21 protein-coding genes are annotated in these 21,039 nt (G+C 37.9%); 16 read left to right on the top strand and 5 right to left on the bottom strand.

The window, feature by feature from the left end:
- The first annotated feature begins 5 nt into the window (after positions 1 to 5).
- The 9 genes from cysB to EXH44_RS01810 all read left to right on the top strand — a co-directional run bounded on the left by cysB (position 6) and on the right by EXH44_RS01810 (position 8,549).
- Positions 6 to 989, top strand: a complete 984-nt coding sequence (gene cysB, locus EXH44_RS01850) for an HTH-type transcriptional regulator CysB (protein WP_162856022.1) — start codon at positions 6 to 8, stop codon at positions 987 to 989.
- A complete protein-coding gene (locus EXH44_RS01845; protein WP_162856021.1) occupies positions 989 to 1,630 on the top strand; it encodes a hypothetical protein in 642 nt (213 codons plus the stop codon). The genes cysB and EXH44_RS01845 overlap by 1 nt, the downstream gene beginning before the upstream one ends.
- A gap of 156 nt (positions 1,631 to 1,786) precedes the next feature.
- Positions 1,787 to 3,148 carry an adenylosuccinate lyase gene (purB, locus tag EXH44_RS01840; protein ID WP_162856020.1) on the top strand — a complete coding sequence of 454 codons (1,362 nt, stop codon included), beginning with the start codon at positions 1,787 to 1,789 and terminating at the stop codon, positions 3,146 to 3,148.
- A 2-nt stretch (positions 3,149 to 3,150) separates the two neighbouring features.
- Positions 3,151 to 3,672, top strand: coding sequence for a GNAT family N-acetyltransferase (locus tag EXH44_RS01835; RefSeq protein WP_162856019.1), 522 nt, complete (start codon positions 3,151 to 3,153; stop codon positions 3,670 to 3,672).
- 34 nt (positions 3,673 to 3,706) lie between these two features.
- Positions 3,707 to 4,504, top strand: coding sequence for an amino acid ABC transporter substrate-binding protein (locus EXH44_RS01830; RefSeq protein ID WP_162856018.1), 798 nt, complete (start codon positions 3,707 to 3,709; stop codon positions 4,502 to 4,504).
- Positions 4,505 to 4,620: 116 nt separating this feature from the next.
- Positions 4,621 to 5,292 carry an amino acid ABC transporter permease gene (locus EXH44_RS01825; protein WP_162856017.1) on the top strand — a complete coding sequence of 224 codons (672 nt, stop codon included), beginning with the start codon at positions 4,621 to 4,623 and terminating at the stop codon, positions 5,290 to 5,292.
- Between the two features lie 10 nt (positions 5,293 to 5,302).
- Entirely contained in the window at positions 5,303 to 6,055 is a 753-nt protein-coding gene (locus tag EXH44_RS01820; RefSeq protein WP_162856016.1) for an amino acid ABC transporter ATP-binding protein, read from the top strand.
- On the top strand, positions 6,055 to 7,386 hold the full coding sequence (locus EXH44_RS01815) for an MmgE/PrpD family protein (protein ID WP_162856015.1): 1,332 nt from the start codon (positions 6,055 to 6,057) through the stop codon (positions 7,384 to 7,386). Before EXH44_RS01820 ends, EXH44_RS01815 begins: the two co-directional genes overlap by 1 nt.
- 8 nt (positions 7,387 to 7,394) lie before the next feature.
- The gene (locus EXH44_RS01810; protein WP_162856014.1) at positions 7,395 to 8,549 is read left to right on the top strand and encodes an amidohydrolase; all 1,155 of its coding nucleotides are present in this window, start codon (positions 7,395 to 7,397) and stop codon (positions 8,547 to 8,549) included.
- A gap of 63 nt (positions 8,550 to 8,612) precedes the next feature.
- Here the strand turns inward: EXH44_RS01810 and EXH44_RS01805 are convergent, their stop codons facing one another.
- The 5 genes from EXH44_RS01805 to pyk form a co-directional block, all read right to left on the bottom strand.
- Positions 8,613 to 8,984: a cytochrome b562 gene (locus EXH44_RS01805; protein ID WP_162856013.1), complete on the bottom strand. Its 372-nt coding sequence runs from the start codon at positions 8,982 to 8,984 to the stop codon at positions 8,613 to 8,615.
- Between the two features lie 47 nt (positions 8,985 to 9,031).
- Positions 9,032 to 9,541, bottom strand: coding sequence for a cytochrome b (locus EXH44_RS01800; protein WP_135673054.1), 510 nt, complete (start codon positions 9,539 to 9,541; stop codon positions 9,032 to 9,034).
- Positions 9,542 to 9,635: 94 nt separating this feature from the next.
- Positions 9,636 to 11,189: a SulP family inorganic anion transporter gene (locus tag EXH44_RS01795; RefSeq protein WP_162856012.1), complete on the bottom strand. Its 1,554-nt coding sequence runs from the start codon at positions 11,187 to 11,189 to the stop codon at positions 9,636 to 9,638.
- Between the two features lie 96 nt (positions 11,190 to 11,285).
- Positions 11,286 to 13,235 carry an exodeoxyribonuclease V subunit alpha gene (recD, locus tag EXH44_RS01790; protein ID WP_162856011.1) on the bottom strand — a complete coding sequence of 650 codons (1,950 nt, stop codon included), beginning with the start codon at positions 13,233 to 13,235 and terminating at the stop codon, positions 11,286 to 11,288.
- Positions 13,236 to 13,319: 84 nt separating this feature from the next.
- Complete coding sequence (gene pyk / locus EXH44_RS01785) at positions 13,320 to 14,759, bottom strand: pyruvate kinase (RefSeq protein WP_135673061.1); 1,440 nt, start codon at positions 14,757 to 14,759, stop codon at positions 13,320 to 13,322.
- 128 nt (positions 14,760 to 14,887) lie between these two features.
- Here pyk and sixA point away from each other — a divergent pair, with 128 nt between their 5' ends.
- The 7 genes from sixA to EXH44_RS01755 all read left to right on the top strand — a co-directional run bounded on the left by sixA (position 14,888) and on the right by EXH44_RS01755 (position 20,959).
- Positions 14,888 to 15,370 (top strand): phosphohistidine phosphatase SixA, encoded by a 483-nt coding sequence (gene sixA / locus EXH44_RS01780; RefSeq protein ID WP_162856010.1) that lies wholly within the window; start codon positions 14,888 to 14,890, stop codon positions 15,368 to 15,370.
- A gap of 140 nt (positions 15,371 to 15,510) precedes the next feature.
- Positions 15,511 to 16,485 carry an IS30-like element ISApl1 family transposase gene (locus EXH44_RS01775; protein ID WP_075283441.1) on the top strand — a complete coding sequence of 325 codons (975 nt, stop codon included), beginning with the start codon at positions 15,511 to 15,513 and terminating at the stop codon, positions 16,483 to 16,485.
- A gap of 78 nt (positions 16,486 to 16,563) precedes the next feature.
- Positions 16,564 to 16,947 (top strand): pirin-like C-terminal cupin domain-containing protein, encoded by a 384-nt coding sequence (locus EXH44_RS01770; protein ID WP_244238736.1) that lies wholly within the window; start codon positions 16,564 to 16,566, stop codon positions 16,945 to 16,947.
- A 137-nt stretch (positions 16,948 to 17,084) separates the two neighbouring features.
- Complete coding sequence (locus EXH44_RS01765; protein ID WP_162856009.1) at positions 17,085 to 17,960, top strand: pirin family protein; 876 nt, start codon at positions 17,085 to 17,087, stop codon at positions 17,958 to 17,960.
- A gap of 135 nt (positions 17,961 to 18,095) precedes the next feature.
- Positions 18,096 to 19,922 (top strand): monovalent cation:proton antiporter-2 (CPA2) family protein, encoded by a 1,827-nt coding sequence (locus EXH44_RS01760; RefSeq protein ID WP_162856008.1) that lies wholly within the window; start codon positions 18,096 to 18,098, stop codon positions 19,920 to 19,922.
- Between the two features lie 108 nt (positions 19,923 to 20,030).
- Complete coding sequence (locus tag EXH44_RS11165; protein WP_244238732.1) at positions 20,031 to 20,426, top strand: IS1/IS1595 family N-terminal zinc-binding domain-containing protein; 396 nt, start codon at positions 20,031 to 20,033, stop codon at positions 20,424 to 20,426.
- A gap of 20 nt (positions 20,427 to 20,446) precedes the next feature.
- Entirely contained in the window at positions 20,447 to 20,959 is a 513-nt protein-coding gene (locus tag EXH44_RS01755; protein WP_244238735.1) for an IS256 family transposase, variant Zn-binding type, read from the top strand.
- Positions 20,960 to 21,039: the final 80 nt, after the last annotated feature.

Raw genomic sequence — 21,039 nt, 5'->3', positions numbered from 1 at the left:
GCATCATGAAATTACAACAACTTCGTTATATTGTTGAAATCGTTAATCAAAATATGAACATTACAGAAGCTGCGGAGGTGCTTTATACCTCTCAGCCAGGTATCAGTAAACAAGTGCGTTTATTAGAAAGTGAGTTGGGAATTAATATTTTTGAGCGTAATGGTAAACATATTCGAGGTTTAACGCCTGCTGGTGAAAAAATTGTCGCCATCGCTCGTGAATTGTTAGTGAAAGCACAGAGTATTAAGTCTGTTGCAGAAGAGCAAACCCGTCCGAATAAAGGGGTATTGCGTATTGCTACGACAAATACTCAAGCGAGATATATGTTGCCATCGGTGATTGAAAAATTTAAAGAACGCTATCCTGAAGTCAGTTTACATCTTCATCAAGGTTCTCCGAACCAAATTTATGATGCACTAATGGCAGGGGATGTGGATTTAGCAATTACGACAGAAGCACAATATCTATTTGAAAATGCGATTTTATTGCCTTGTTATATGTGGAATCGCTCAGTGATTGTTAAATCTGATCATCCTTTGGTTGAATTTGCGAAACAAAATCGTAAATTAACTGTCGAAGAGCTTGGAAAATACGATTTAATTACGTACACCTTTGGTTTTACAGGGCGTTCTGATTTAGACCATGCGTTCAATAAAGTGGGTATTTTGCCAAATATTGTGTTTACTGCCACAGATGCTGATGTGATTAAAACCTATGTACGTTTAGGACTTGGCGTAGGCATTATGGCAACGATGGCACATACCAAAGAGGATTCGGATTTAGTGGCGATTGATGCAAGCCATTTATTCCAATCGAGCATGACACAGATTGCCTTTAAGCGTGGCATGTTCTTACGTAATTATATGTATGATTTTATTCAATATTTTTCACCACATTTAACTAAAATGCAGGTGGAAACAGCGGAGCAATTACGGGATAACAATGCCATATTGCGTCTGTTTGAAACAACAAAATTAGAGGAAAAATAATGAAATTATTTAAAAAAGCGTTATTACTAGCGGTCACTTCTGTCGGTCTTTTTACAAATGCCATGGCGGAAGAGTTTAACATCAAATATAGCTCAAATTATTTAATGCCTGCTTATGTTCATTTTAAAAATAATGGGCAAAGTTATTCGATTGTCTCTAAAATCAATGTGCCTTTATATAACATTGTTTTTACTGCAAAAGGGCAAGAGCGTAATAATCAATTTAATATGTTGAGCTATCGAGATACCCGTAACGGTAAAACCTATGCGATGGCGGAAATTGATTCAAAAACGATTCAGTACGGTCGAGTAAAAGATCCTTTGAAAAAAGAACCTATGACTATGCCTACTTTTGATCTCTTTTCTGTGGCGTTTCAGTTAAGTTATTACGGCAAACTACCCAATAGTTTTCAAACTACCAATGGTAAGAAGTTATATCCAACAGAGAATGTCGTGCTAAATCAATCAACTAAAACGGTAAAAGTAAAAGGTCAAAGCTATGAAGAAATTACTTATCGTTTTAAAACCGATAACAAATATATTACAGTGAAAAAATTCGAAGGGGAGAAATTCCCTCGCTATATTTCTTATAGCCGAGATGGTGATAATTACGAACTGACGTTTGATGATTTTGTGAAGTAATCTAATCTAGCGTTGATAAAGGCAAATAGTAGGTATCTAGTATTTGCCTTTTGTTTTTATATAGCTAAATCATCTTTTAGATACGAAGTAGTTATTTCCTATCTTTCACAATCTTTTCTAACATAAATTCCGTTGTTCATTAGAAAAGGTTGAAACATGGCATCTCATATCATTGATTTTCTCACCTTAGGCAATAATTTCGGTACGGCTGAAATGCGTGAGGTCTGGTCAGAAACAAATCGTCTTAAAAAACATGTCGCAATTGAAATTGCCTTGGCAAAAGCAGAAGGAGAATTAGGGGTAATTCCTAAAGAAGCTGCACAGAAAATTGCAGAGCGTGCCGACCCTGCACAATTCGATTTAGAGGCGATTTCTCAAGAAATTGCTCGCTTAAAGCATTCATTTATGGCGACAATCAATACTTTGCAAGCTCAATGCGGTGAGGCTGGAGAATTTGTTCATTACGGCCCAACGACACAAGATATTGTAGATACTGGAACAGCATTACAGCTTAAAGAGGCATTTCATATCATTGAGCGAGATAGTCGTTTGGTAGCTCAAGAGTTAAAGAAACTAGCGAAACAATATCGTGCTTTGCCAATGGTTGGGAGAACGCATGGTATGCAAGCATTACCTACCACATTTGGCTTCAAATTAGCGGTCTGGTTAGATGAGTTTCTTCGCCATTTAACACGTTTAAAAGAGATAAAGGAAAGGGTATTAGTCGGAAATATTAATGGTGCGATTGGGACTTATGCTTCCTTTGGTGATAAAGGTCCACAAGTTGAAGCTCTCACCTTGAATATTTTGGGATTAAATACGCCATTAATTAGTTGGCAATCTGCAAGGGATCGTTTTTCTGAATATGCTTCAGTTGTCGCATTGATTAGTGGCACTTTAGGCAAAATTGGCAATGAGTTTTATAACCTCATGCGCACAGAAATTAATGAAATTGAAGAACCATTTAGCGAAGGCAAAATTGGTTCTTCTACCATGCCACATAAACGCAATCCAGCTGCTTTAGAAGGTTTAGCAAGTTTAACCTCTCCAGTCTTTAAAAGTGTTGCACTCATTCATGAATCAATGCGAGTAGAACATGAGCGTGATGCAATGAGCTGGCGAGCGGAGTGGATTGCTTTACCAGAATTAAATATTTATCTCTCAGCTCAACTCCAAATTGCATTAGCGATTTTACGTGGTTTAAAAGTAAATACAGCACAGATGCAAAAAAATTTAGTATTGCAACAAGGCTTGTTGTTATCGGAAAAAGTGATGTTTGAGTTAGGAAAACAGTTAGGTAAACAGACCGCACATCATCTTGTTTATGAAACAGCGATGCAAGCTTTTGAACAAAATAAGCCTTTTTACGATGTTTTAGTTACTCATCCTACGCTGGCTCAACATATTAGTGCTGATGAATTAGCAAACTGGTTAGAACCCAATAATTATTTAGGTTCTGCGATTGAGAAAGTTGATGCAGTAGTTGATTTTGCCGAATCCTCAGGGCTGTTGGAGTAAATATGGAATTTCGTGAAATTACCTTACAGGAAGAGGAAATTTATCAACAGTTGTTGCATACAGCATATAAGCCAGTCGTTGAATTAGGTATTCATTTCGCTGCTTCAAATATGACCTTGTCGGATATTCGACGCCATCTTGAGAGCAATTTGGTGTATGGGCTATTTGTAGAGGGCAAGCTGGTGAGCTCAGTCAGTCTACGGTTGCCGTGGGGAAATAATCCTGGCCCTTTTGGTGTGCCTCATATCGGTTTATTTGCCACAAATCCTACTTACAAAAAGCAAGGTTATGCATTGAAATTACTGATTTGGTTAGAAGAAGCGATTTTGAAAAAACAACTTAAAGTACCTTTTGTTACATTAGGCACCGCAGAGAATCATCCATGGTTATCTCAATTTTATATAAATCAGGGATTTAGCGAAATTGGGCGAGCAAATTTAACCGATGATCACACAACGATCTATTTTAGAAAAGTGATTAATACAACGCTTTTTGAGCAGTGGCAAACACGAAAAGCTCAGTAAACACAACATTTTTATTTTAAATAAGGAAAACATTATGTCTAAGAAATATATTCTTACCAGCTTACTTTTATCAGGGCTTGCCTTAGCAGGATGTGAAAAAAGTGAAAATACCCAAGTGGCTCCAAGTCAACCTGAAAAGGTGCTACGCGTAGGCAGTACAGGGCAAAGTTATCCAAATGGCTTTAAACAAGATGGGAAATTAGTTGGCTTTGATGTGGAAACCACAGAAGCTATTGCCAAAGAGCTCGGCTACCGTGTTGAATGGACAACTGCTGAATTTGCTGGACTAATGGGGCAGTTGGAATCAGGTCGATTGGATACCGTCGCAAATGCGGTCGCCATCACAGAAGCCCGTAAGGCAAAATATAGTTTTACTCAACCTTATAGCTATTACGGTAGCCAAATTGTGACACATAAAGATAATGAAAATATCAACGAATATGCCGATTTACATGGGAAAACCATTTCGGGTGTGCTGGGTTCTAACCATATCAATAATTTGAAGAAACACTTTCCAAACAATGAAGTGAATGTGAAAACCTATGAAACTCGTGATGGGGCAATGTACGATTTAGTGTATAAACGCGTTGATGGTTATGTGAATTCCAAACCTATTTTATTGGCGGAAATTAAACGTGGAAATTTACCTTTTAAATTAGTTGGAAAACCATTAGTTATTGAAGAGGTCGGCTATGGATTTTTACCGAATGAAAAAGGTAACCAACTGAGAGAACAGTTTGATAAAGCAATCACTAAATTAAAAGAAAATGGCACCATTAAAGCACTCGCAGTGAAATATTATGGTGAAGATATTTCAGAACCTACCAAATAAACTTAAATAGATAAGTAACAAGCGGTACGTTATGGCTAAAATTTTGCAAATTTTTGAATCAAAACGACCGCTTGTTTATTCTCTCCACCATTAATCCTTTTTGTCTGTGAGTTTTTATGAATTTTGACTTAGGTTATTTTTTAGGAATTTTTCCTCAAATTATCGTGTATTTACCAACGACATTGTGGATTGCGATAGTGTCTATCTTTTTTGCGATCATTTTAGGCTTAGTGATTGCGTTAATTCGTGTTAAAAAAATTCAAGGTATTGATCAATTATTGGCACTTTATATTTCGTTATTTCGCAGTATGCCTTCCGTCGTGTTGCTTTTTATTGTCTATTATGGTTCGCCTCAAATTATTCCTACCTTAGTACAAATGCCAGCAATGACCGCAGCTATTATTTGTTTCACCTTAAAATATTCCGCTTATTTAGCTGAAATTTTTAGAGCCGGTTTAGAATCTGTGGATCATGGGCAGAAAGAGGCGGGAAGTGCAATGGGACTAAGCACCTTTAAAATTTATCAACATGTGATTTTACCGCAGGCGTTTGTCAATGCACTACCTGGTACGGGGAATATGTTTATTTCCTTACTCAAAGATTCTTCTGTTGCTTTCTTTGTTGGTGTACCTGAATTACTTGCCGCAGGGAAATTATTAACTGTGGAGTCTTATCGCTTTTTCGAAACCTATTTGGCGGTAGGTATTATCTATTGGGCGGTAGTGGTGCTTTACTCTTGGGCTCAAAAAGTATTAGAAAATAAGTTATCTCAACCGTATAAACGTTAAGGATTATCTCATGATTAATATTGAAAAATTAACTAAATCTTTTGGAAATAATACGGTATTAAATCAGATCGATTTAACCATTAACGAAGGGGAAGTGGTAGCCATTATCGGTCCATCTGGCTCGGGTAAATCTACTTTATTACGTTGTTTAAATTTATTAGAAAAACCGAATTCAGGAAGAATTACTATTGGTGAAATTGCATTAGATACAAAAAAATATAGCCATAAGCAAGAAAGTGACTTGAGAAATCAGTCGGCCATGGTATTCCAACACTATAATTTATTTAAAAATAAAACAGCCTTAGAAAATATCACATTAGGACCGATTGTTTCTCAAGGAATGGATAAAGAACAAGCAAAAGAGTTAGGCTTATCTTTATTAAAACAAGTGGGGTTATTACCTCAAGCTCATCAATATCCTGTTACTTTATCGGGTGGACAACAGCAACGAGTTGCCATTGCGAGAGCTTTAGCAGTTAAGCCGAAAGTGTTACTTTTTGATGAGCCAACCTCAGCACTTGACCCTGAAAGAGTGAATGAGGTTTTGCAAGTCATACAGCTATTAGCCAAACAGAAAATTACCATGGTGATTGTTACCCATGAGTTAGAGTTTGCAAGAAATGTGGCGGATCGTGTTATTTTTATGGCAAATGGCGGTATTGTAGAGCAAGGGGCTGCGAAATCCGTGATTGATCATCCAACACATGAATTAACTAAACGTTTTGTTCGTCAATTTTCAGATCCTGTCGAGTTTTATATTTAATGTCTATGAAAAGCCAACAGTTTAGTAAGTTGATTATGGATACGCCATTAATTGTTGATGATGTTGTATTAGATTATGCAATAAATGGGGTGATAGATTATTTTGCCTCAAGTTTACCTGCAACAAATCAGCATGATATTGAGCAACTGAAAAAAGCGATTCTTCAGGAACAAGGTATCCAAACGAGCTGGCTAATTGGACATAAAGTATATGTAACAAGTAAGCAAGCAGCATTATGCAATGGGTTTCAAGCTCATCTGCTAGACAATGATGATGTGCATGAACTCGTTCGAGGACATCCTTCGGCGGTGATTCTATCGGCATTATTTGCCAGTATTGATATAACTCAGCATCAATTTATTGATAGCCGACGTTTTCTTACTGCGTATATTATTGGTGTGGAAGTGATGGCGTGTTTAGGTAAAGCAGTGAATCCTACGCTCTATTTGAAAGGATGGCATGCAACGGCAACCCTTGGTGGAATAGCCTCTGTCGCTGCAATTTGTTATTTACATCAGTACCCATTTTTAGAGCAAGCGTTTATGTTAGCTGCGACACAAGCCTCTGGGCTACGTTTAGTCTTTGGTAGTTCTGTGAAAGCATTACACGCAGGCATTGCGGCACAACAAGCTATTCAATCGATTGAGTGGCTTAAATTGGGGTTAAATGTAACGGGGGATTTCCTCGATCAAGCGGTAGGATTCCTCACTATTTTTGCAAATTCAGAGGCTATATTAGATTTATCTAATTGGGGACAAAAATGGCAGATAAGCGAATTATGGTTCAAAAATTATAGTTATTGCTCCGCTGCTTCGAGTATTGCTGATGCCACTGACAGTTTAGTATCTTCGCATACATTAGATCTAGCGCAAATCCAGTACATCAAGGTAACGATAAATCCAAATGCGGATAGTGCGTTGATCTATAAATATCCTCAGACTTCATTGCAAGGACGTTTTTCTGCCGAATATATTGTGGCAAAAATCCTTGCCAAGGAGTCATTAAGTTTTGATGCCTTTAATACCGAACTAATTCATTCTGATACTGTTCAACTGATGCAAAAAATAACGCGAGAATATATCGAAGATAAAGTATTTCCTCGGTATGCCAAGATTGAAATTGGTTTCATGGATGGAAAATGTTTAGAAAGCCGAGTTAATTATCCCAAAGGTAGTCCAATGAATCCATATAGTTCAGATGAATTGGAACAAAAACTAGTTACAGCATTGCAAAATCAAGAACTCAGCATGGCTTTTATTCGTGATATTCGCCAGTTTTTCCACCCGATAAATTTGGTTAATTTTATTCAAACGTATAGTGAAAAAATTTAGGAGTTTTTATGTCTTTTTTTCAAAATATCATTCACGAACATCAATCTCTCGCTGATTTTCTCACTCAATTTCGTCGAGAGCGTCATCAATATCCTGAATTATCTAATCAAGAGTTTGAGACCACAGCTAAAATCCGTGAAATTTTAGAACAGTATCAAATTACAGTACTTGATTTACCCTTAAAAACGGGGCTAGTTGCTGAAATTAAAGGGAGACAACCTGGTAAAATGTTGGCACTACGTTCAGATATTGATGCATTACCTATTTTAGAAGAGAGTGGCGTAGAGTATAGCTCTTTAAATGCTGGAGTGATGCATGCTTGTGGCCACGATTTTCATCTTTCTGCCGCACTTGGAGCTGCTATTTTATTAAAGCAACAACAAGAAACTTTAAAAGGAACAGTGAGAATTTTATTTCAAGCAGCGGAAGAAACAGGCCTGGGGGCTGTAGATGTCCTAAATACAAACGTTTTAGAGGATGTTGATTTAATATTTGGCATTCATAATGATCCTACACTTGCTGTTGGGGATTTAGGCACCAAAGCGGGGGCATTAACGGCGGGCGTGGATCGTTTTGAGGTTAAAATCTCTGCAAAAGGTGCTCATGCCGCTCGCCCACATGATGGCAAAGATCCGATTGTGATTTCAGCGCATCTTGTTAGTGCTATACAGTCTATTATTAGTCGAAATATTGCTTCTCAAGAAAATGCAGTAGTTTCTATTACCCAAATTCATAGTGGTTCAACATGGAATGTGATTCCAGATTCTGCTTATTTAGAAGGCACAGTAAGAACTTTTAATTCAGAGGTTAGAGAGAAAATTGCTCAACGTTTTAAAACGATAGTACAAGGCATTGCAGAGACATTTGAAGTTGAGATTGGGCTAATTTGGCATGAAGGTCCACCTTCTGTGATTAACTCGGCACAATGGATTGATTTTGTACTAGATACAGCAACAGAGTGTGGATTTAATGCTAAACTGATTGAAGCAAGCCCTATCGGTGAAGATTTTGCTTTCTATCAAAAACATATTCCAGGCGTATTTATTATGATCGGTTCTGGCGGGCCTTATGCGCTTCACCATCCAAAATTTAAAGTAGATGATTCCGTGTTGTTTCCGACCGCATATTATTTAGCGCAATTAGCAAAAAAATACCTTAATTAGCCGTTATAATGAAGAAAGCACCAGTTTAAAGGCTGGTGCTATTCTCAAAGAATCAACGAGGTTTTATTTATACTTCTTATGGTACGCTTTTTTGATTGGACCTAACTGATTCAATACCGATTTCGCTTCATCAAGCTTACCTTCTTTTGCCAGTGTTTCTGCCTGTCCTACCACATCAATAACCTGTTGAAGTCCTGATTGATAATCTTTAAATTGACGGTCGTTTAAACCTTTTGGGCGAGCATTTTGAGATGCTTTTGCTGCTTCAATAAAGGTTGGCGTATGTTTTAAAAATGTTTCGCTATCTGTTGCAGATGATAATACAGAGATCTGTTTATCCATCTGTTTCATTGATGTTTCAATGGAGTTAGCCAATACTGGTACTGTGATAGCTAAGATAGAGACAGCAAGTAAAGATTTGAGTTTTTTGTTCATAAAAGAACTCCCACAAGTAAATAAGTTAAGGGGTTAAGATTTCCACATCAATGTGGAGACATACTTTTTAATACACCGTCTTTAAACACAAAGTGGTGAATTAATGCGGCTACTGCGTGAACGCCTGCTAATCCAATGAAAGCATTAGCAAATAATTCATGAAGATCGCCGATTTCTATGTCACTTGTTTCAAGAAATGACATATCCAAGAGGGGGAGATTCATTCCAAAAAGGATATAGCTATCTGTTTTCTCAGATAACGCTAATAAGCCAGTCAGAGGAATAAGAATCATGCAGAGATATAATGCCACTTGCACTAGTTGGGCAAGTAGGTGTTGCCATTGAGGTAACGTATGAACAGGGATTTTTTTCTTTAAGAAAAGACGAACAGGTAAGCGGATAAGTAGTAATAGAGCAATAAGTAATCCACTTACAGCGTGAATTTCACCTTCAAAGCCATTTCTAACAGGATTTCCGCCAGTAATATAGGCAATAACGACTAATACAGCCATTAGCCAATGAAGTGTGATAATTGAAATAGGGTAACGTGTTTGCATAAATAAGCCTCTTTATAATTTTTTGCTTATTAGACACGATAAATCTTAAAAATTTCTTAAGAAATAAAAATTACCCTATTTCATAGAGAAATATTTAAATACGACTTCGATGTTCCACTCGAATATGGGTATGTTCTACACCTTCTTGATGTTCGTAATCGTATTTGAAACCACGTAATTTCACTTGAATATTATTTTCTTGGGCATAAACATTGGTGAAATCTTCAAGTAGTTCTAAAACATCACTCGCAATATATAACGCTTTTTCTGCATTGATAGTGACTTTGGAGTTCGGCTGAATGTTCTTTAAGGTTTTCTTAATTGCAGCTTTATTCAAGAAAGAGACTTCTTCGCCTAATTCTAAAACGATTTCATCGGCTTCGCTTAATTCTTCACGGCTTAAATAGTAAGCACGTTTCATATTACCATGGAGAATAAAGAGAATACTGATGACTAAGCCAATCCCAACCCCTTTTAATAAATCCAAAAAGACAACGGCAACCATTGTTGCAACAAAGGGAATAAATTGATAAATGCCTTTGTGCCAAAAATGTTTGTAATGTTTTGGATGGGTTAATTTAAAGCCAATTAAAATCAGTACTGCTGCTAAAGTAGCAAGGGGAATTTGATTCAATAGTGTCGGAATAGAGATAACACAGATCAGCAATAAAATACCGTGAATAACGGCAGAGATTTTATGGGTTGCACCTGCACTTGCATTGGCGGATGAACGCACAATCACGGAAGTCATTGGTAATGCCCCAATACAAGAAGCTAGAATATTGGCAAAGCCTTGCACTCGTAATTCGTGGTTATTATCAGTGATTCTACGGTGTACGTCTAAACGATCGGCAGCTTCAATGGAAAGTAGAGTCTCGACGGAGGCGACAACCGCAATCGTAATCCCAGTTACCCAAACGACACTGTTGGTAAATCCTGAAAAATTCGGACAACGAATTAGGCTCTCTGCTTCTTCTAAAGAATGGGGAATTGGTAGCTGAACGAGCTGTGAATTTGGAATAGCTAAAGGCAAATTAAAATAAACAAAAAGGTCATTTAATAAAATGCCAACGATAACAGCAACAAGGGCTGATGGAAGTAATTTTATTTTTTTGAGTTTAGGGTGGTGATCCCAACCAATCATAATGGCGAGAGAGATGAGTGCGATAAGTAAAGAACCCAAATGAACTTGGCTACTTTCGATTAATGCTAATAATGTCTCATTACTTCCTAGAGCGTAAGGCAACTGCTTAAGGATAATAAGCACCCCAATTCCAGCAAGCATACCTTCAATCACCGCCACAGGAATATAGTTTGTAATACTTCCTGCCCGTACAAAACCAAGGATAAACTGAACAACACCTGCAATTAATCCTGCACAGAGAAAGAGTTCAAAAGAGCCCAGTTCCGTAATTGCTGCCAAAACAATAGCAGCAAGTCCAGCGGCTGGGCCTGAAACACTGATGTGTGATGTACTAAATGCACCGATAACGATTCCACCGACAATCCCAGAAAGAATACCTGCAAGCGGTGGCGCACCTGATGCTAAAGCGATACCTAAACAGAGCGGTAGCGCAACTAAAAAAACCACTAATCCAGATGAAAAGTTTTGTTTCAGTAATTTCCCTATACTTTGATTGATGATCATACAACACACCCAATAATAAAAAATTCTGCTTGTTATTCTATGCGCTTTTTCATTGAGAAAATTTGGCTTAAATCATAATTCTTTCATTCATTAAAATTATTCTGCAAGTAACATCTCTTTTAATCCACTTTGGCGTTGAATATTGGCTTTTACCGCTTGCTTCCATGTCTTTTCATCACCAAAGAGCGTGAATTGAGATTTGGCTCTAGTAATTGCCGTATAAACGAGTTCTTTGGTTAATACGGGTGAAGTGTTGAGTGGCATCACTAAGAGCGTATGCTCAAACTCTGAACCTTGGGATTTATGTACCGTCATAATATAAGCCGGTTCATGATCTGGTAAACGGCTCGGCAATATGTCGAGATGTTGCCCATTTTGTTGTGTTTCAAAATAGATACGTAATGTACCTGATTCATCTGGCAACATTAAGCCAATATCCCCACTAAAGATATGTAAATGTGGCACATTTTCCGTGATGAGAACAGGTTTGCCAATGTAGCTATCTCGGCTATGTTTAAAGTGGATATAACCTGCTTGTTGTAAGGCTTCCGCAATACGTTGATTTAATTGCTCAACGCCAAGTTCACTTACGCGCAATGCGGATAGGAAGCGAACTTTCTGAAAAGCGTCAAAAATATCACTGACGGATACCGTTTCGGGAGAACGTGTACGTGCCTTGGCTTTTTGTAGATAGTCTTTATAGAGTTCAACCGCTTTGGACGTGATCATATTGACACTGTGCTGAATCCATTGGGATTTTTCAGCAAACTCTGTCGGGCTTGGGTAAGTAAACAGCTTAAGATCGGTATATTCTGGATTTGCAAAAATTTGCCAAGATCTGACCGCTTGTTGTTCATTGACCTGTTTAGCAATCTGCCCTATACCTGAATGTGCATTGAAACGATAGCTATGGCGTAAGTGACAGAGTGAATCACAGATGGTTGCAACCTTCGGATTTTCGGGTGATTGAGTGTAGCCTGTCACTTGTTCAAGATACTGACAATGTTCGGCGCTATAACCAAGCTCAATGAGTTCCCCTAATTCCCCCATCGAATTTCCCGCTTCCACAGAGGCAAGCTGATCTTTATCTCCAAGCATCACTACTTTTGTATCGGGTTTCAGGGCATTAAAGAGCTTTTCCATCACAAAAATATCGATCATGGACGCTTCATCGACCACTAACAGATCTAAATGTAGTGGATTATTCACGTGATAAAGGGGTAAATCCTGATTCGGTTTTATCCCAATCAGCGAGTGAATGGTAGAAGCTTGTGTTGGAATATTGGCTTTTAACTGCGCGGGTAAATCAAGATTAAGCAGGCTTTGCGTAATCGACTCCTTTAAACGTGCAGCGGCTTTTCCTGTCGGTGCTGCAAGCGCAATTTTTAATGGGGGTAATTGCTGTTTGAGTTGTTTAAGTTGCAGTGCGGCAAGCAAGATCGCCACTGTTCTGGTTTTCCCTGTTCCCGGCCCACCTGAAATCAGGCTAAAATTTTTATTCAAAGCCGTGGCAACGGCAATTCTTTGCCAATCAATATTCTCTTGATGAGTAAAAAATTGATCGAGAATCTGCTTGTCCAATTCAACATTTGCATTTTGTGGCATAGAACTGACCGCTTGTTTTAACAAATAAGCGATACGATTTTCGGCTTGCCAATAACGATAAAAATAGAGGCGTTGATTATGAAATAGCAAAGGGGCAACCTGTGCAGAATCATGGCTAAATGCGACGTGGTTTTGTAATACTTGTTGCCATTCAAGCGGTGAGATTCCTTCAATTTTTTGCAAAATCTCTTGATAGAATGGACGGCTTAAATTTTTGCTCTGTAAGCCAAAAGGGTTATTTGCCAAAGTAGAATCTAAACGAATACAGCTATGACCTTTCATCACACTATCTGAAACTAAAGCACTTAATAAAATCGCAAGATTTTGTTGCAACGGTGTGTAATCGTAAGCTTGTTGCTGACGATCAATCATTTTGGCAAATTGGTAATTTAACTCAGAAATTATGTTTTCTATTTTTAAATCATGGAGTAGGGCTAACATAGACAAAATAACGATAGGAAATGAATGTCGAAAGTATATAAAAAAATCCACGCATTTGCGTGGATTTTTTATCGTCTCAGTAGATTATTCTACACGTAAGATACGGCAAGTATTTGTACCACCTTCTTTTAACTCATCACCGTGAGTTAAAAGCACTAAGTCACCTGATACTAAGTAGCCTTGTTCTTTTAATAGTGCAAGGGCTTTTTTCGCACCTTCAATAGTGCGACTGTCTTGGTCATAGTGAACTGGTGTCACACCACGGTATAATGCACAGCGATTTAATGCTTGCTCATTACGAGAAAGTGCGTAGATTGGTAAACCAGAGCTGATACGGCTCATTAATTTTGCTGTTTCACCAGAGTTTGTTAATGCAATAATTGCAGAAACGCCTTCTAAGTGGTTTGCAGTGTACATTGCAGACATTGCTGTTGCTTCATCAATGCTTTCGAATTTACCTTCCATACGGTGGCGTGAAACATTGATGCTTGGCATTGTTTCAGCACCTAAACATACTTCTGCCATTGATTTTACTGTTTCAACAGGGTAGTCACCGTTTGCTGTTTCACCTGAAAGCATTACTGCGTCAGTACCATCTAATACTGCGTTTGCTACGTCCATTACTTCTGCACGGGTTGGCATTGGTTTTTTGATCATTGATTCCATCATTTGTGTTGCAGTAATTACAACACGGTTCAATTTGCGTGAACGACGGATAAGTTTTTTCTGTACGCCAACTAATGCAGCATCACCGATTTCAACACCTAAGTCACCACGTGCAACCATGATAACGTCTGCACCTAAAATGATGTCGTTCATTGCTTCTTCAGTAGCTACTGTTTCAGCACGTTCTACTTTAGCCACGATTTTGGTCTCTAAGCCCGCTTCTTTTGCTAATTGACGAGCATAGTTTAAATCTGCACTTGATTGTGGGAAAGATACCGCTAGGTAATCCACACCGATTTTTGCAGCTAATTTGATGTCTTCTTTATCTTTGTCTGTTAAGGCTGGTGCAGATAAACCACCGCCTAATTTGTTGATACCTTTGTTGTTTGATAATGGACCGCCCACGATAACTTCAGTAAATACTTTCGCTCCATCAATAGAAAGCACTTTTAATTGAACGTTACCATCATCTAATAAAAGAATATCACCTGGAACTACATCGTTTGGAAGGTTTTTATAGTCTAAACCAACCGCATCTTGGTGACCTTCACCTTTTGGTAATTCTGCATCTAATGTAAATTTATCACCGATATTTAAGAAAATTTTGCCTTCTTTAAAGGTCGAAACACGGATTTTAGGACCTTGTAAGTCACCTAAAATTGCAACGTGTTTGCCTAAACGTTTTGCAATTTCACGCACTTTTTCTGCACGACCAATATGATCTTCTGGCACACCGTGTGAGAAGTTCATACGAACCATATTTGCACCTGCTGCAATGATTTTTTCAAGCGTATTGCCACGATCTGTTGCTGGACCCATTGTACAAACGATTTTGGTTCTTCTGAGTTTACGAGACATTATTCAATTACTCCATTGTTTAAATTGTGAAAAATAGAAATCTTTTATCTGTTGCTTGCAACAACAAAAAACGCCGTGCATTATACGCTCAAAAATGTTGAGTTTAAATAACGAATAGGAGATAACCGATGAATATTTGGGTAATGCGTCACGGTGAAGCGAGTTTTCAGGCAAAAACTGACAATGAAAGACCCTTAACGGAAAATGGTCATCAAATGGCGTTTGAACAAGGGATGAAATTGGGGAATATATTTAATAATCAACAGGTTAAATTAGATAAGATTCTGGTAAGCCCTTACCTTAGAACGCAACAAACGATGGAAAATGTATTGAGGGGAATACAAGCGGTCGGTTCTATGCAAAGTTTTGCAAATATTCAAGAAACTTGGGATGAAATTACGCCAGCTGGAGATCCTGATGTTGTGATGGATTATTTGCATTTTTTACGAGAAGAAGGCGCTCAAAATGTATTGATTATTTCACATTTACCCCTTGTCTTTGACCTAGTCTATGCGCTAACAAAGCAGAATGTGAATTTTTACCCTGCGGTAGTGGCTGAAATAGTATGGGAAAGCGCAATTCCTACTTTAAGAGATACCTTTAATCCCTAATGGTGTTTCATTTTTGAAATAGCGTATTCCAAAAATCGGGATCTTTTTTATTAGGCTGAATTTACAATCCAAGTGCAACAAAAAAAGAAGTACTCATCAACTAGAATATAATTTTGTTTCCACACAAAAACCATTTCCAAATGATGAGTACTTCCTACCGACATCTTACAATAAACGAGCGAGAAAAGATAATGATTTTACTCGCACAGGGCAAAAAACAAGCAGAAATTGCCAAAGCACTGGGACGTAGCTCCAGCACCATTTCTCGCGAGCTGAAACGACACGCTCTAGAAAGCTACAGTGCAACGAACGCACAAAACAGCTATTTGAAGCATCGTCAAAACAGCAAAGCACAGCGCAAATTAGAGCAGCCTGAATATTTCAATTTGGTGCAAGAAAAGTTTCTGACAGAAAACTGGTCGCCCGAACAAATCAGCGCACGATTAAAATTGGAAAAATCTGAATTATCCATTAGTTATTCAACCATTTATCGTGGTATTTATTCAGGGTTGTTTGATATAGGCGAACGCAAAGCCAGTCGCAAACTGCGCCACAAAGGCAAAACACGGCATACAAAAAATCATCATGAAAAACGTGGCAAAATTCAGATATCCAACCATTTGAACGACCGTCCCATTTCGGCGCAAAATCGCAGTCGCTTTGGGCATTGGGAAGCCGATACCGTACTGGGTAAAGCGGGTGGAGCTTGTTTGCTGACGCTGACGGAACGCAAAAGTCGTTTTGAGTTGGTGAAGAAAATTCCTGCCAAAAAAGCCGAAGCAGTCCAAAAAGCCATGATTGAATTGCTGGATTCACATATATTGCGGTCAATTACGCCAGACCGTGGTAAAGAATTTGCCCAACATCGTTTGGTAACAGAAGCACTGGGTGTAGAATTTTACTTCCCCGAGCCGCATCAACCGTGGACACGGGGAACGAATGAAAATACAAATGGGTTACTTCGTGAATACTTTCCGAAGCACCAAGACATCAATCAGTGGAGCGAAGTTGATATTCAACAGGTGGTCAATAAACTGAATTTACGACCACGTAAATGTTTAGGTTGGAAAACACCTTATGAAGTTTACTTCAAAAAAACGTTGCACTTGGTTTGACAATTCAAGAGATAAATACGTGCTACTTTGTGGTGGTGTTTAATTCACTATTTTGAGGAAAAACTCGTTGGTGTGGATATGCAATTTAAGCAAGCTCAAACTTTTGACATTGAAACTGTACCTACTTTTGAATACGGTATTTTGGTCTTAAAAGGCGAAGTCAAGGTGAATGGCGTGACTTATCAAGCCGATGAGCTAGCAGTGTTATTTGATTGCCAAAATGCAACGGGTGAATTAGATCTTTGGGCGGAAGAAGGTACGCATATTATGTTACTTGGCGGAGAACCACTGCCACATCCAACAGTGATTTGGTGGAACTTTGTCGCTGATAGTGTAGAAGCCTTAGAAGAAGCCGTATCTGATTGGAATAGCGGTCATGCTCGTTTTGGAAATATCAATTTAGAAGGTACCGTACTAAAACGTTTACCTGCACCATCGGTACCAGAAAAATTGAAAGCATAATATTATATCATTTTGGTAAATTATATATTCATAAAATCAATATTTATTAATTTTATGGAATTAATATAATGTGCTCACTTTTGCAGAGAACAGCATTTCTGCGTACTTAAAAATGAATAACATATAGTGAGGTTAACATGAAAAAATTAATGAATATTCGTCGTGCACCAGCAAAACATTGGGTAGGGGATGGTTTTGAAGTTCAATCTATGTTTGGTTACCACGATAAAGGTGAAAATTTAAGCCCATTCTTACTTATGGATTATAATCCGCCACGTTACTTTGAGCCAAATCGTGAGTATGGCCCACGTGGTGTAGGCGAACACCCTCACCGTGGTTTTGAAACAGTTACTGTGGCTTATCAAGGTGAAGTTTCTCATAGTGATTCTTATGGTGGTGGCGGTACTATTGGTACAGGTGATGTGCAATGGATGACCGCAGGCTCAGGTTTAATGCATCAAGAATTCCATTCTGAGAAATTCTCAAAAGAGGGTGGAATGTTTGAAATGGTGCAACTTTGGGTTAATTTACCAGCAAAAGACAAAATGACAACGCCGAAATATCAAGCAATTACCTCAGCAGAAATTCCAGTTGTGGAATTTGCAGATAACGCTGGTTATGCTAGATTAATTGCAGGCGAGTTAAATGGCATAAAAGGTTCAGTAACAACTTTTACGCCAATTAATATGTGGGATGTTCGTTTAAATGCAGGTAAAACAAATTTATTTGCAGTACCTGAATCACACAACCTTATCATCTTAGTTTTAGATGGTGAAATTAAGGTGAATGGTAAAGATGTTGTAGGACGTAGTGAATTAGCTACTTTTGCTTCTGGTGGAGCAGATGTCGAATTAACGGCATTAGCCGATGCGAAAATCTTGATTTTGAGCGGTGAGCCAATCAATGAGCCTATTGTAGGTTATGGTCCATTTGTAATGAATACGGAAGCAGAGATTATCCAAGCAATGCGTGATGTTCAAGCTGGAAAATTTGGTTCTATTGCACAACATTAATGAGAAAATCTAGCGTTAAGCATAACGCTAGATTTTGTTTTATCTAAATAACTCGGAGATAAGCCAGTCAATGATTGTTCTGGCTTTTTGTCTATTCACAAGGATGCGAATCCTATTATTTTTTGAGGTAAAAATATGGCAGCAGAAGGTGCTAGTCAATTAGTGAGTGTCGTTACACTCTTAGGAGCTGCAATTATTGCCGTTCCTATTTTTAAACGTTTAGGATTAGGCTCTGTTCTAGGATATTTAGCCGCAGGCTTAGCCATTGGACCTTTTGGTTTAAAACTATTTTCCGATCCACAGTCGATTATTCATGTGGCTGAATTAGGTGTTGTGATGTTCCTTTTCATTATTGGTTTGGAAATGAAACCATCACATTTATGGGGATTACGCCGTCAGATTTTCGGTTTAGGTAGTATGCAAGTGGTTGTTTGTGCAATTTTGCTAACCTTTGTCGGAATGAGTTTTGGCTACTCTTGGCAAGTATCCTTTGTTGGTGGAGCAGGATTTGTTTTAACTTCTACAGCGATTGTCATGCAAGTCTTGAGTGAACGTGGCGATATTGCCACCCCAAGAGGGCAAAAAATGGTGTCGATCTTGCTTTTCGAAGATCTCATTATTGTTCCGTTACTTGCGATTGTCACATTCTTAGCACCAACAGATCCAAACCATATTGCAGATACTCAACCAGTATGGCAAAAAATTGGGATTGCTGGATTATCCGTTACCGCATTAGTCGTTGTCGGAATTTGGGTGCTTAATCCACTTTTCCGCTTACTTGCGAAAACTAAAATTCGTGAATTAATGACCGCAGCCGCACTCTTTGTTGTTTTAGGCTCTGCGTTATTAATGGAAGAAGGTGGATTATCAACCGCAATGGGCGCATTTGTCGCAGGCGTTTTACTCTCTGAGTCAAGTTTTCGTCATCAGTTAGAAGCGGACATTGAACCATTTAGAGGATTATTGCTCGGTCTATTCTTCCTCGGCGTAGGTATGGCGCTAGACTTGAATGTTGTATTTGAAAACTGGGCGCTAATTCTATCTGCTGTGATTGCAATGATGGTAGTTAAATCGCTTTGTATTTTTGTGATTGCAAAACTTATGAAAAGTACAAATAGTGTTGCGGCAGATAGAGCTGTCATTATGGCGCAAGGTGGAGAATTTGCCTTCGTATTATATGCAGCAGCAACGGCACAAGGGGTTATTTCACTAGAAGAGCAAGCAAATCTAACGGCGATTGTCGTACTTTCAATGATTTTTGCACCAATTACGATCATTTTACATAATAAATTTGTCGCTCCACGCTTAGTAGATAAAGTCGGAGAGCGAGCCGATGATCATATTGAAGAACAGCATCCTGTTATTCTGGTGGGAATTGGTCGTTATGGACAAATTGTAAATCACGTATTAACCATGTCAGGTTACCACCCGACTATTATTGATTTGAATGAATCTCAAGTAGAGGGAGCTAAAAAATATGGTATTAAAAGCTACTATGGAAATGCAACTCGACCAGAGATATTACATAATGCAGGTATTGAAACAGCCGAATTACTGATTGTTGCAGTAGATGATAAAGATCAAGCAACACATATTGTCGAATTAGCTCGTTCAATGAATCCAAATATTAAAATTATTGCACGTGCTTATGACCGTGTTCATGTCTTTGAACTCTATAAAGCAGGGGCAGATAAGCAAGTTCGAGAAACCTTTGATTCTGCTTTGCGTAGCGGACGTGCTGCATTAAAAATGTTAGGCATTGAAGAAGAGGTTGCGGATGAAATTTGCGATTATTACTTTGAGCGAGATCGTCATCGGGTGAAATTAATGGCAGAAGTGTACGATCCGAAATTAGAACTCTTTAAAAACGAAGAGATGCGGAAAATTGCACTTGCTGAAGATCAAGAAACTATGCTTGAAATCCAAAATATTTTGGAAAGAGCAAAAGAAAGTAAAGAATAACTTTTGTAATAAAGCTCATAGTAGATCTAACTATAAATAGGCATAGTAGACAAAATGGTTGCTAAAAAGTGGCTTAAAGCCTTATATTACGGGCTTTAAGCCACTTTTTTGAATTATGAACCCAAAAAATGTCATTTTTGCCACAGTAGCGACATTCGCAAACATGGTATAAGAAATAATATTCAACGCTATAAATGCAATGCCTGTAATAAAACATTTACCCTTAAAAAGAAATTAAATCCAATAAATATTTGGAATGATTATTCAATAGGAAAACAAACCTATAAACAACTTGCCGAAAAATATCATTGTTCAATTAGAACAATTCAAAGATATCTCGAAAAAGCCCCTAAAACAGCATTAAATCCACCACTATCACGTTATTTGAATATTATTGCGGATACCACCTTCTTTGGTCGTGAATTTGGTATTTTAGTCTTGATAGATTCGCTTTCTAAAAAAGTGGTTTACCATCGTGTCATCAAAACGGAAAAAGATGTTTAATAGCATTCAATTCACTTCGTATGAAAGGCTATAAAATTCAATCAATTACCTGTGATGGCAGACGGGGTATATTGAAAGATTTATTGAATACACCGACGCAAATGTGCCATTTTCATATGGTAGCCATTGTGATGAGGGCATTACGAAAAAAGCATCAGTCTATGGCAGGAAAAGAATTAAAAATTATTGCATTGACACTTAAGCAAAGTTCTAAAAAAGACTTCTATTTACGATTACATCATTGGTATTTAAAACATAAAGCATTTTTAGAAGAACGGTCAGATAAGCCGAATGAAAAGGGCTATTATCCTTATAAACATCGGAATGTAAGAAGTGCTTATCATAGTTTTAAACGTTATATGGATTATTTATTTACCTATGAAAAGTATGGCGATTTAAATATCGAAAAAACGACAAATAGACTTGAAAACTTATTTGGACAACTAAAGGAAAAATTATCGCATCATGCAGGATTAACGAAAAGGCATAAGATTATGTTTATAAAGGATTTTTTAAATAAAAAGAGTTGCTAAGAATAATTAAAAATATTCATTAGCAACCACTTTGTCATATAGGCATAGTTTTTACGAAATTAGCAACCATTTTGTCTACT

The sequence above is a fragment of the Actinobacillus indolicus genome, assembly GCF_004519515.1.
GTDB lineage: Bacteria > Pseudomonadota > Gammaproteobacteria > Enterobacterales > Pasteurellaceae > Glaesserella > Glaesserella indolica_A.
The sequence above is the reverse complement of the archived record's forward strand: the minus strand, read 5'-3'. Positions and strand labels throughout refer to the sequence as shown.

Bases quoted from the DNA above. Each gene is read 5' to 3' on its own strand.
- cysB (WP_162856022.1), top strand. From the start codon at position 6: ATGAAATTACAACAACTTCGTTATATTGTTGAAATCGTTAATCAAAAT.
- EXH44_RS01845 (WP_162856021.1), top strand. From the start codon at position 989: ATGAAATTATTTAAAAAAGCGTTATTACTAGCGGTCACTTCTGTCGGT.
- purB (WP_162856020.1), top strand. From the start codon at position 1,787: ATGGCATCTCATATCATTGATTTTCTCACCTTAGGCAATAATTTCGGT.
- EXH44_RS01835 (WP_162856019.1), top strand. From the start codon at position 3,151: ATGGAATTTCGTGAAATTACCTTACAGGAAGAGGAAATTTATCAACAG.
- EXH44_RS01830 (WP_162856018.1), top strand. From the start codon at position 3,707: ATGTCTAAGAAATATATTCTTACCAGCTTACTTTTATCAGGGCTTGCC.
- EXH44_RS01825 (WP_162856017.1), top strand. From the start codon at position 4,621: ATGAATTTTGACTTAGGTTATTTTTTAGGAATTTTTCCTCAAATTATC.
- EXH44_RS01820 (WP_162856016.1), top strand. From the start codon at position 5,303: ATGATTAATATTGAAAAATTAACTAAATCTTTTGGAAATAATACGGTA.
- EXH44_RS01815 (WP_162856015.1), top strand. From the start codon at position 6,055: ATGTCTATGAAAAGCCAACAGTTTAGTAAGTTGATTATGGATACGCCA.
- EXH44_RS01810 (WP_162856014.1), top strand. From the start codon at position 7,395: ATGTCTTTTTTTCAAAATATCATTCACGAACATCAATCTCTCGCTGAT.
- EXH44_RS01805 (WP_162856013.1), bottom strand. From the start codon at position 8,984: ATGAACAAAAAACTCAAATCTTTACTTGCTGTCTCTATCTTAGCTATC.
- EXH44_RS01800 (WP_135673054.1), bottom strand. From the start codon at position 9,541: ATGCAAACACGTTACCCTATTTCAATTATCACACTTCATTGGCTAATG.
- EXH44_RS01795 (WP_162856012.1), bottom strand. From the start codon at position 11,189: ATGATCATCAATCAAAGTATAGGGAAATTACTGAAACAAAACTTTTCA.
- recD (WP_162856011.1), bottom strand. From the start codon at position 13,235: ATGTTAGCCCTACTCCATGATTTAAAAATAGAAAACATAATTTCTGAG.
- pyk (WP_135673061.1), bottom strand. From the start codon at position 14,759: ATGTCTCGTAAACTCAGAAGAACCAAAATCGTTTGTACAATGGGTCCA.
- sixA (WP_162856010.1), top strand. From the start codon at position 14,888: ATGAATATTTGGGTAATGCGTCACGGTGAAGCGAGTTTTCAGGCAAAA.
- EXH44_RS01775 (WP_075283441.1), top strand. From the start codon at position 15,511: ATGATGAGTACTTCCTACCGACATCTTACAATAAACGAGCGAGAAAAG.
- EXH44_RS01770 (WP_244238736.1), top strand. From the start codon at position 16,564: ATGCAATTTAAGCAAGCTCAAACTTTTGACATTGAAACTGTACCTACT.
- EXH44_RS01765 (WP_162856009.1), top strand. From the start codon at position 17,085: ATGAAAAAATTAATGAATATTCGTCGTGCACCAGCAAAACATTGGGTA.
- EXH44_RS01760 (WP_162856008.1), top strand. From the start codon at position 18,096: ATGGCAGCAGAAGGTGCTAGTCAATTAGTGAGTGTCGTTACACTCTTA.
- EXH44_RS01755 (WP_244238735.1), top strand. From the start codon at position 20,447: ATGAAAGGCTATAAAATTCAATCAATTACCTGTGATGGCAGACGGGGT.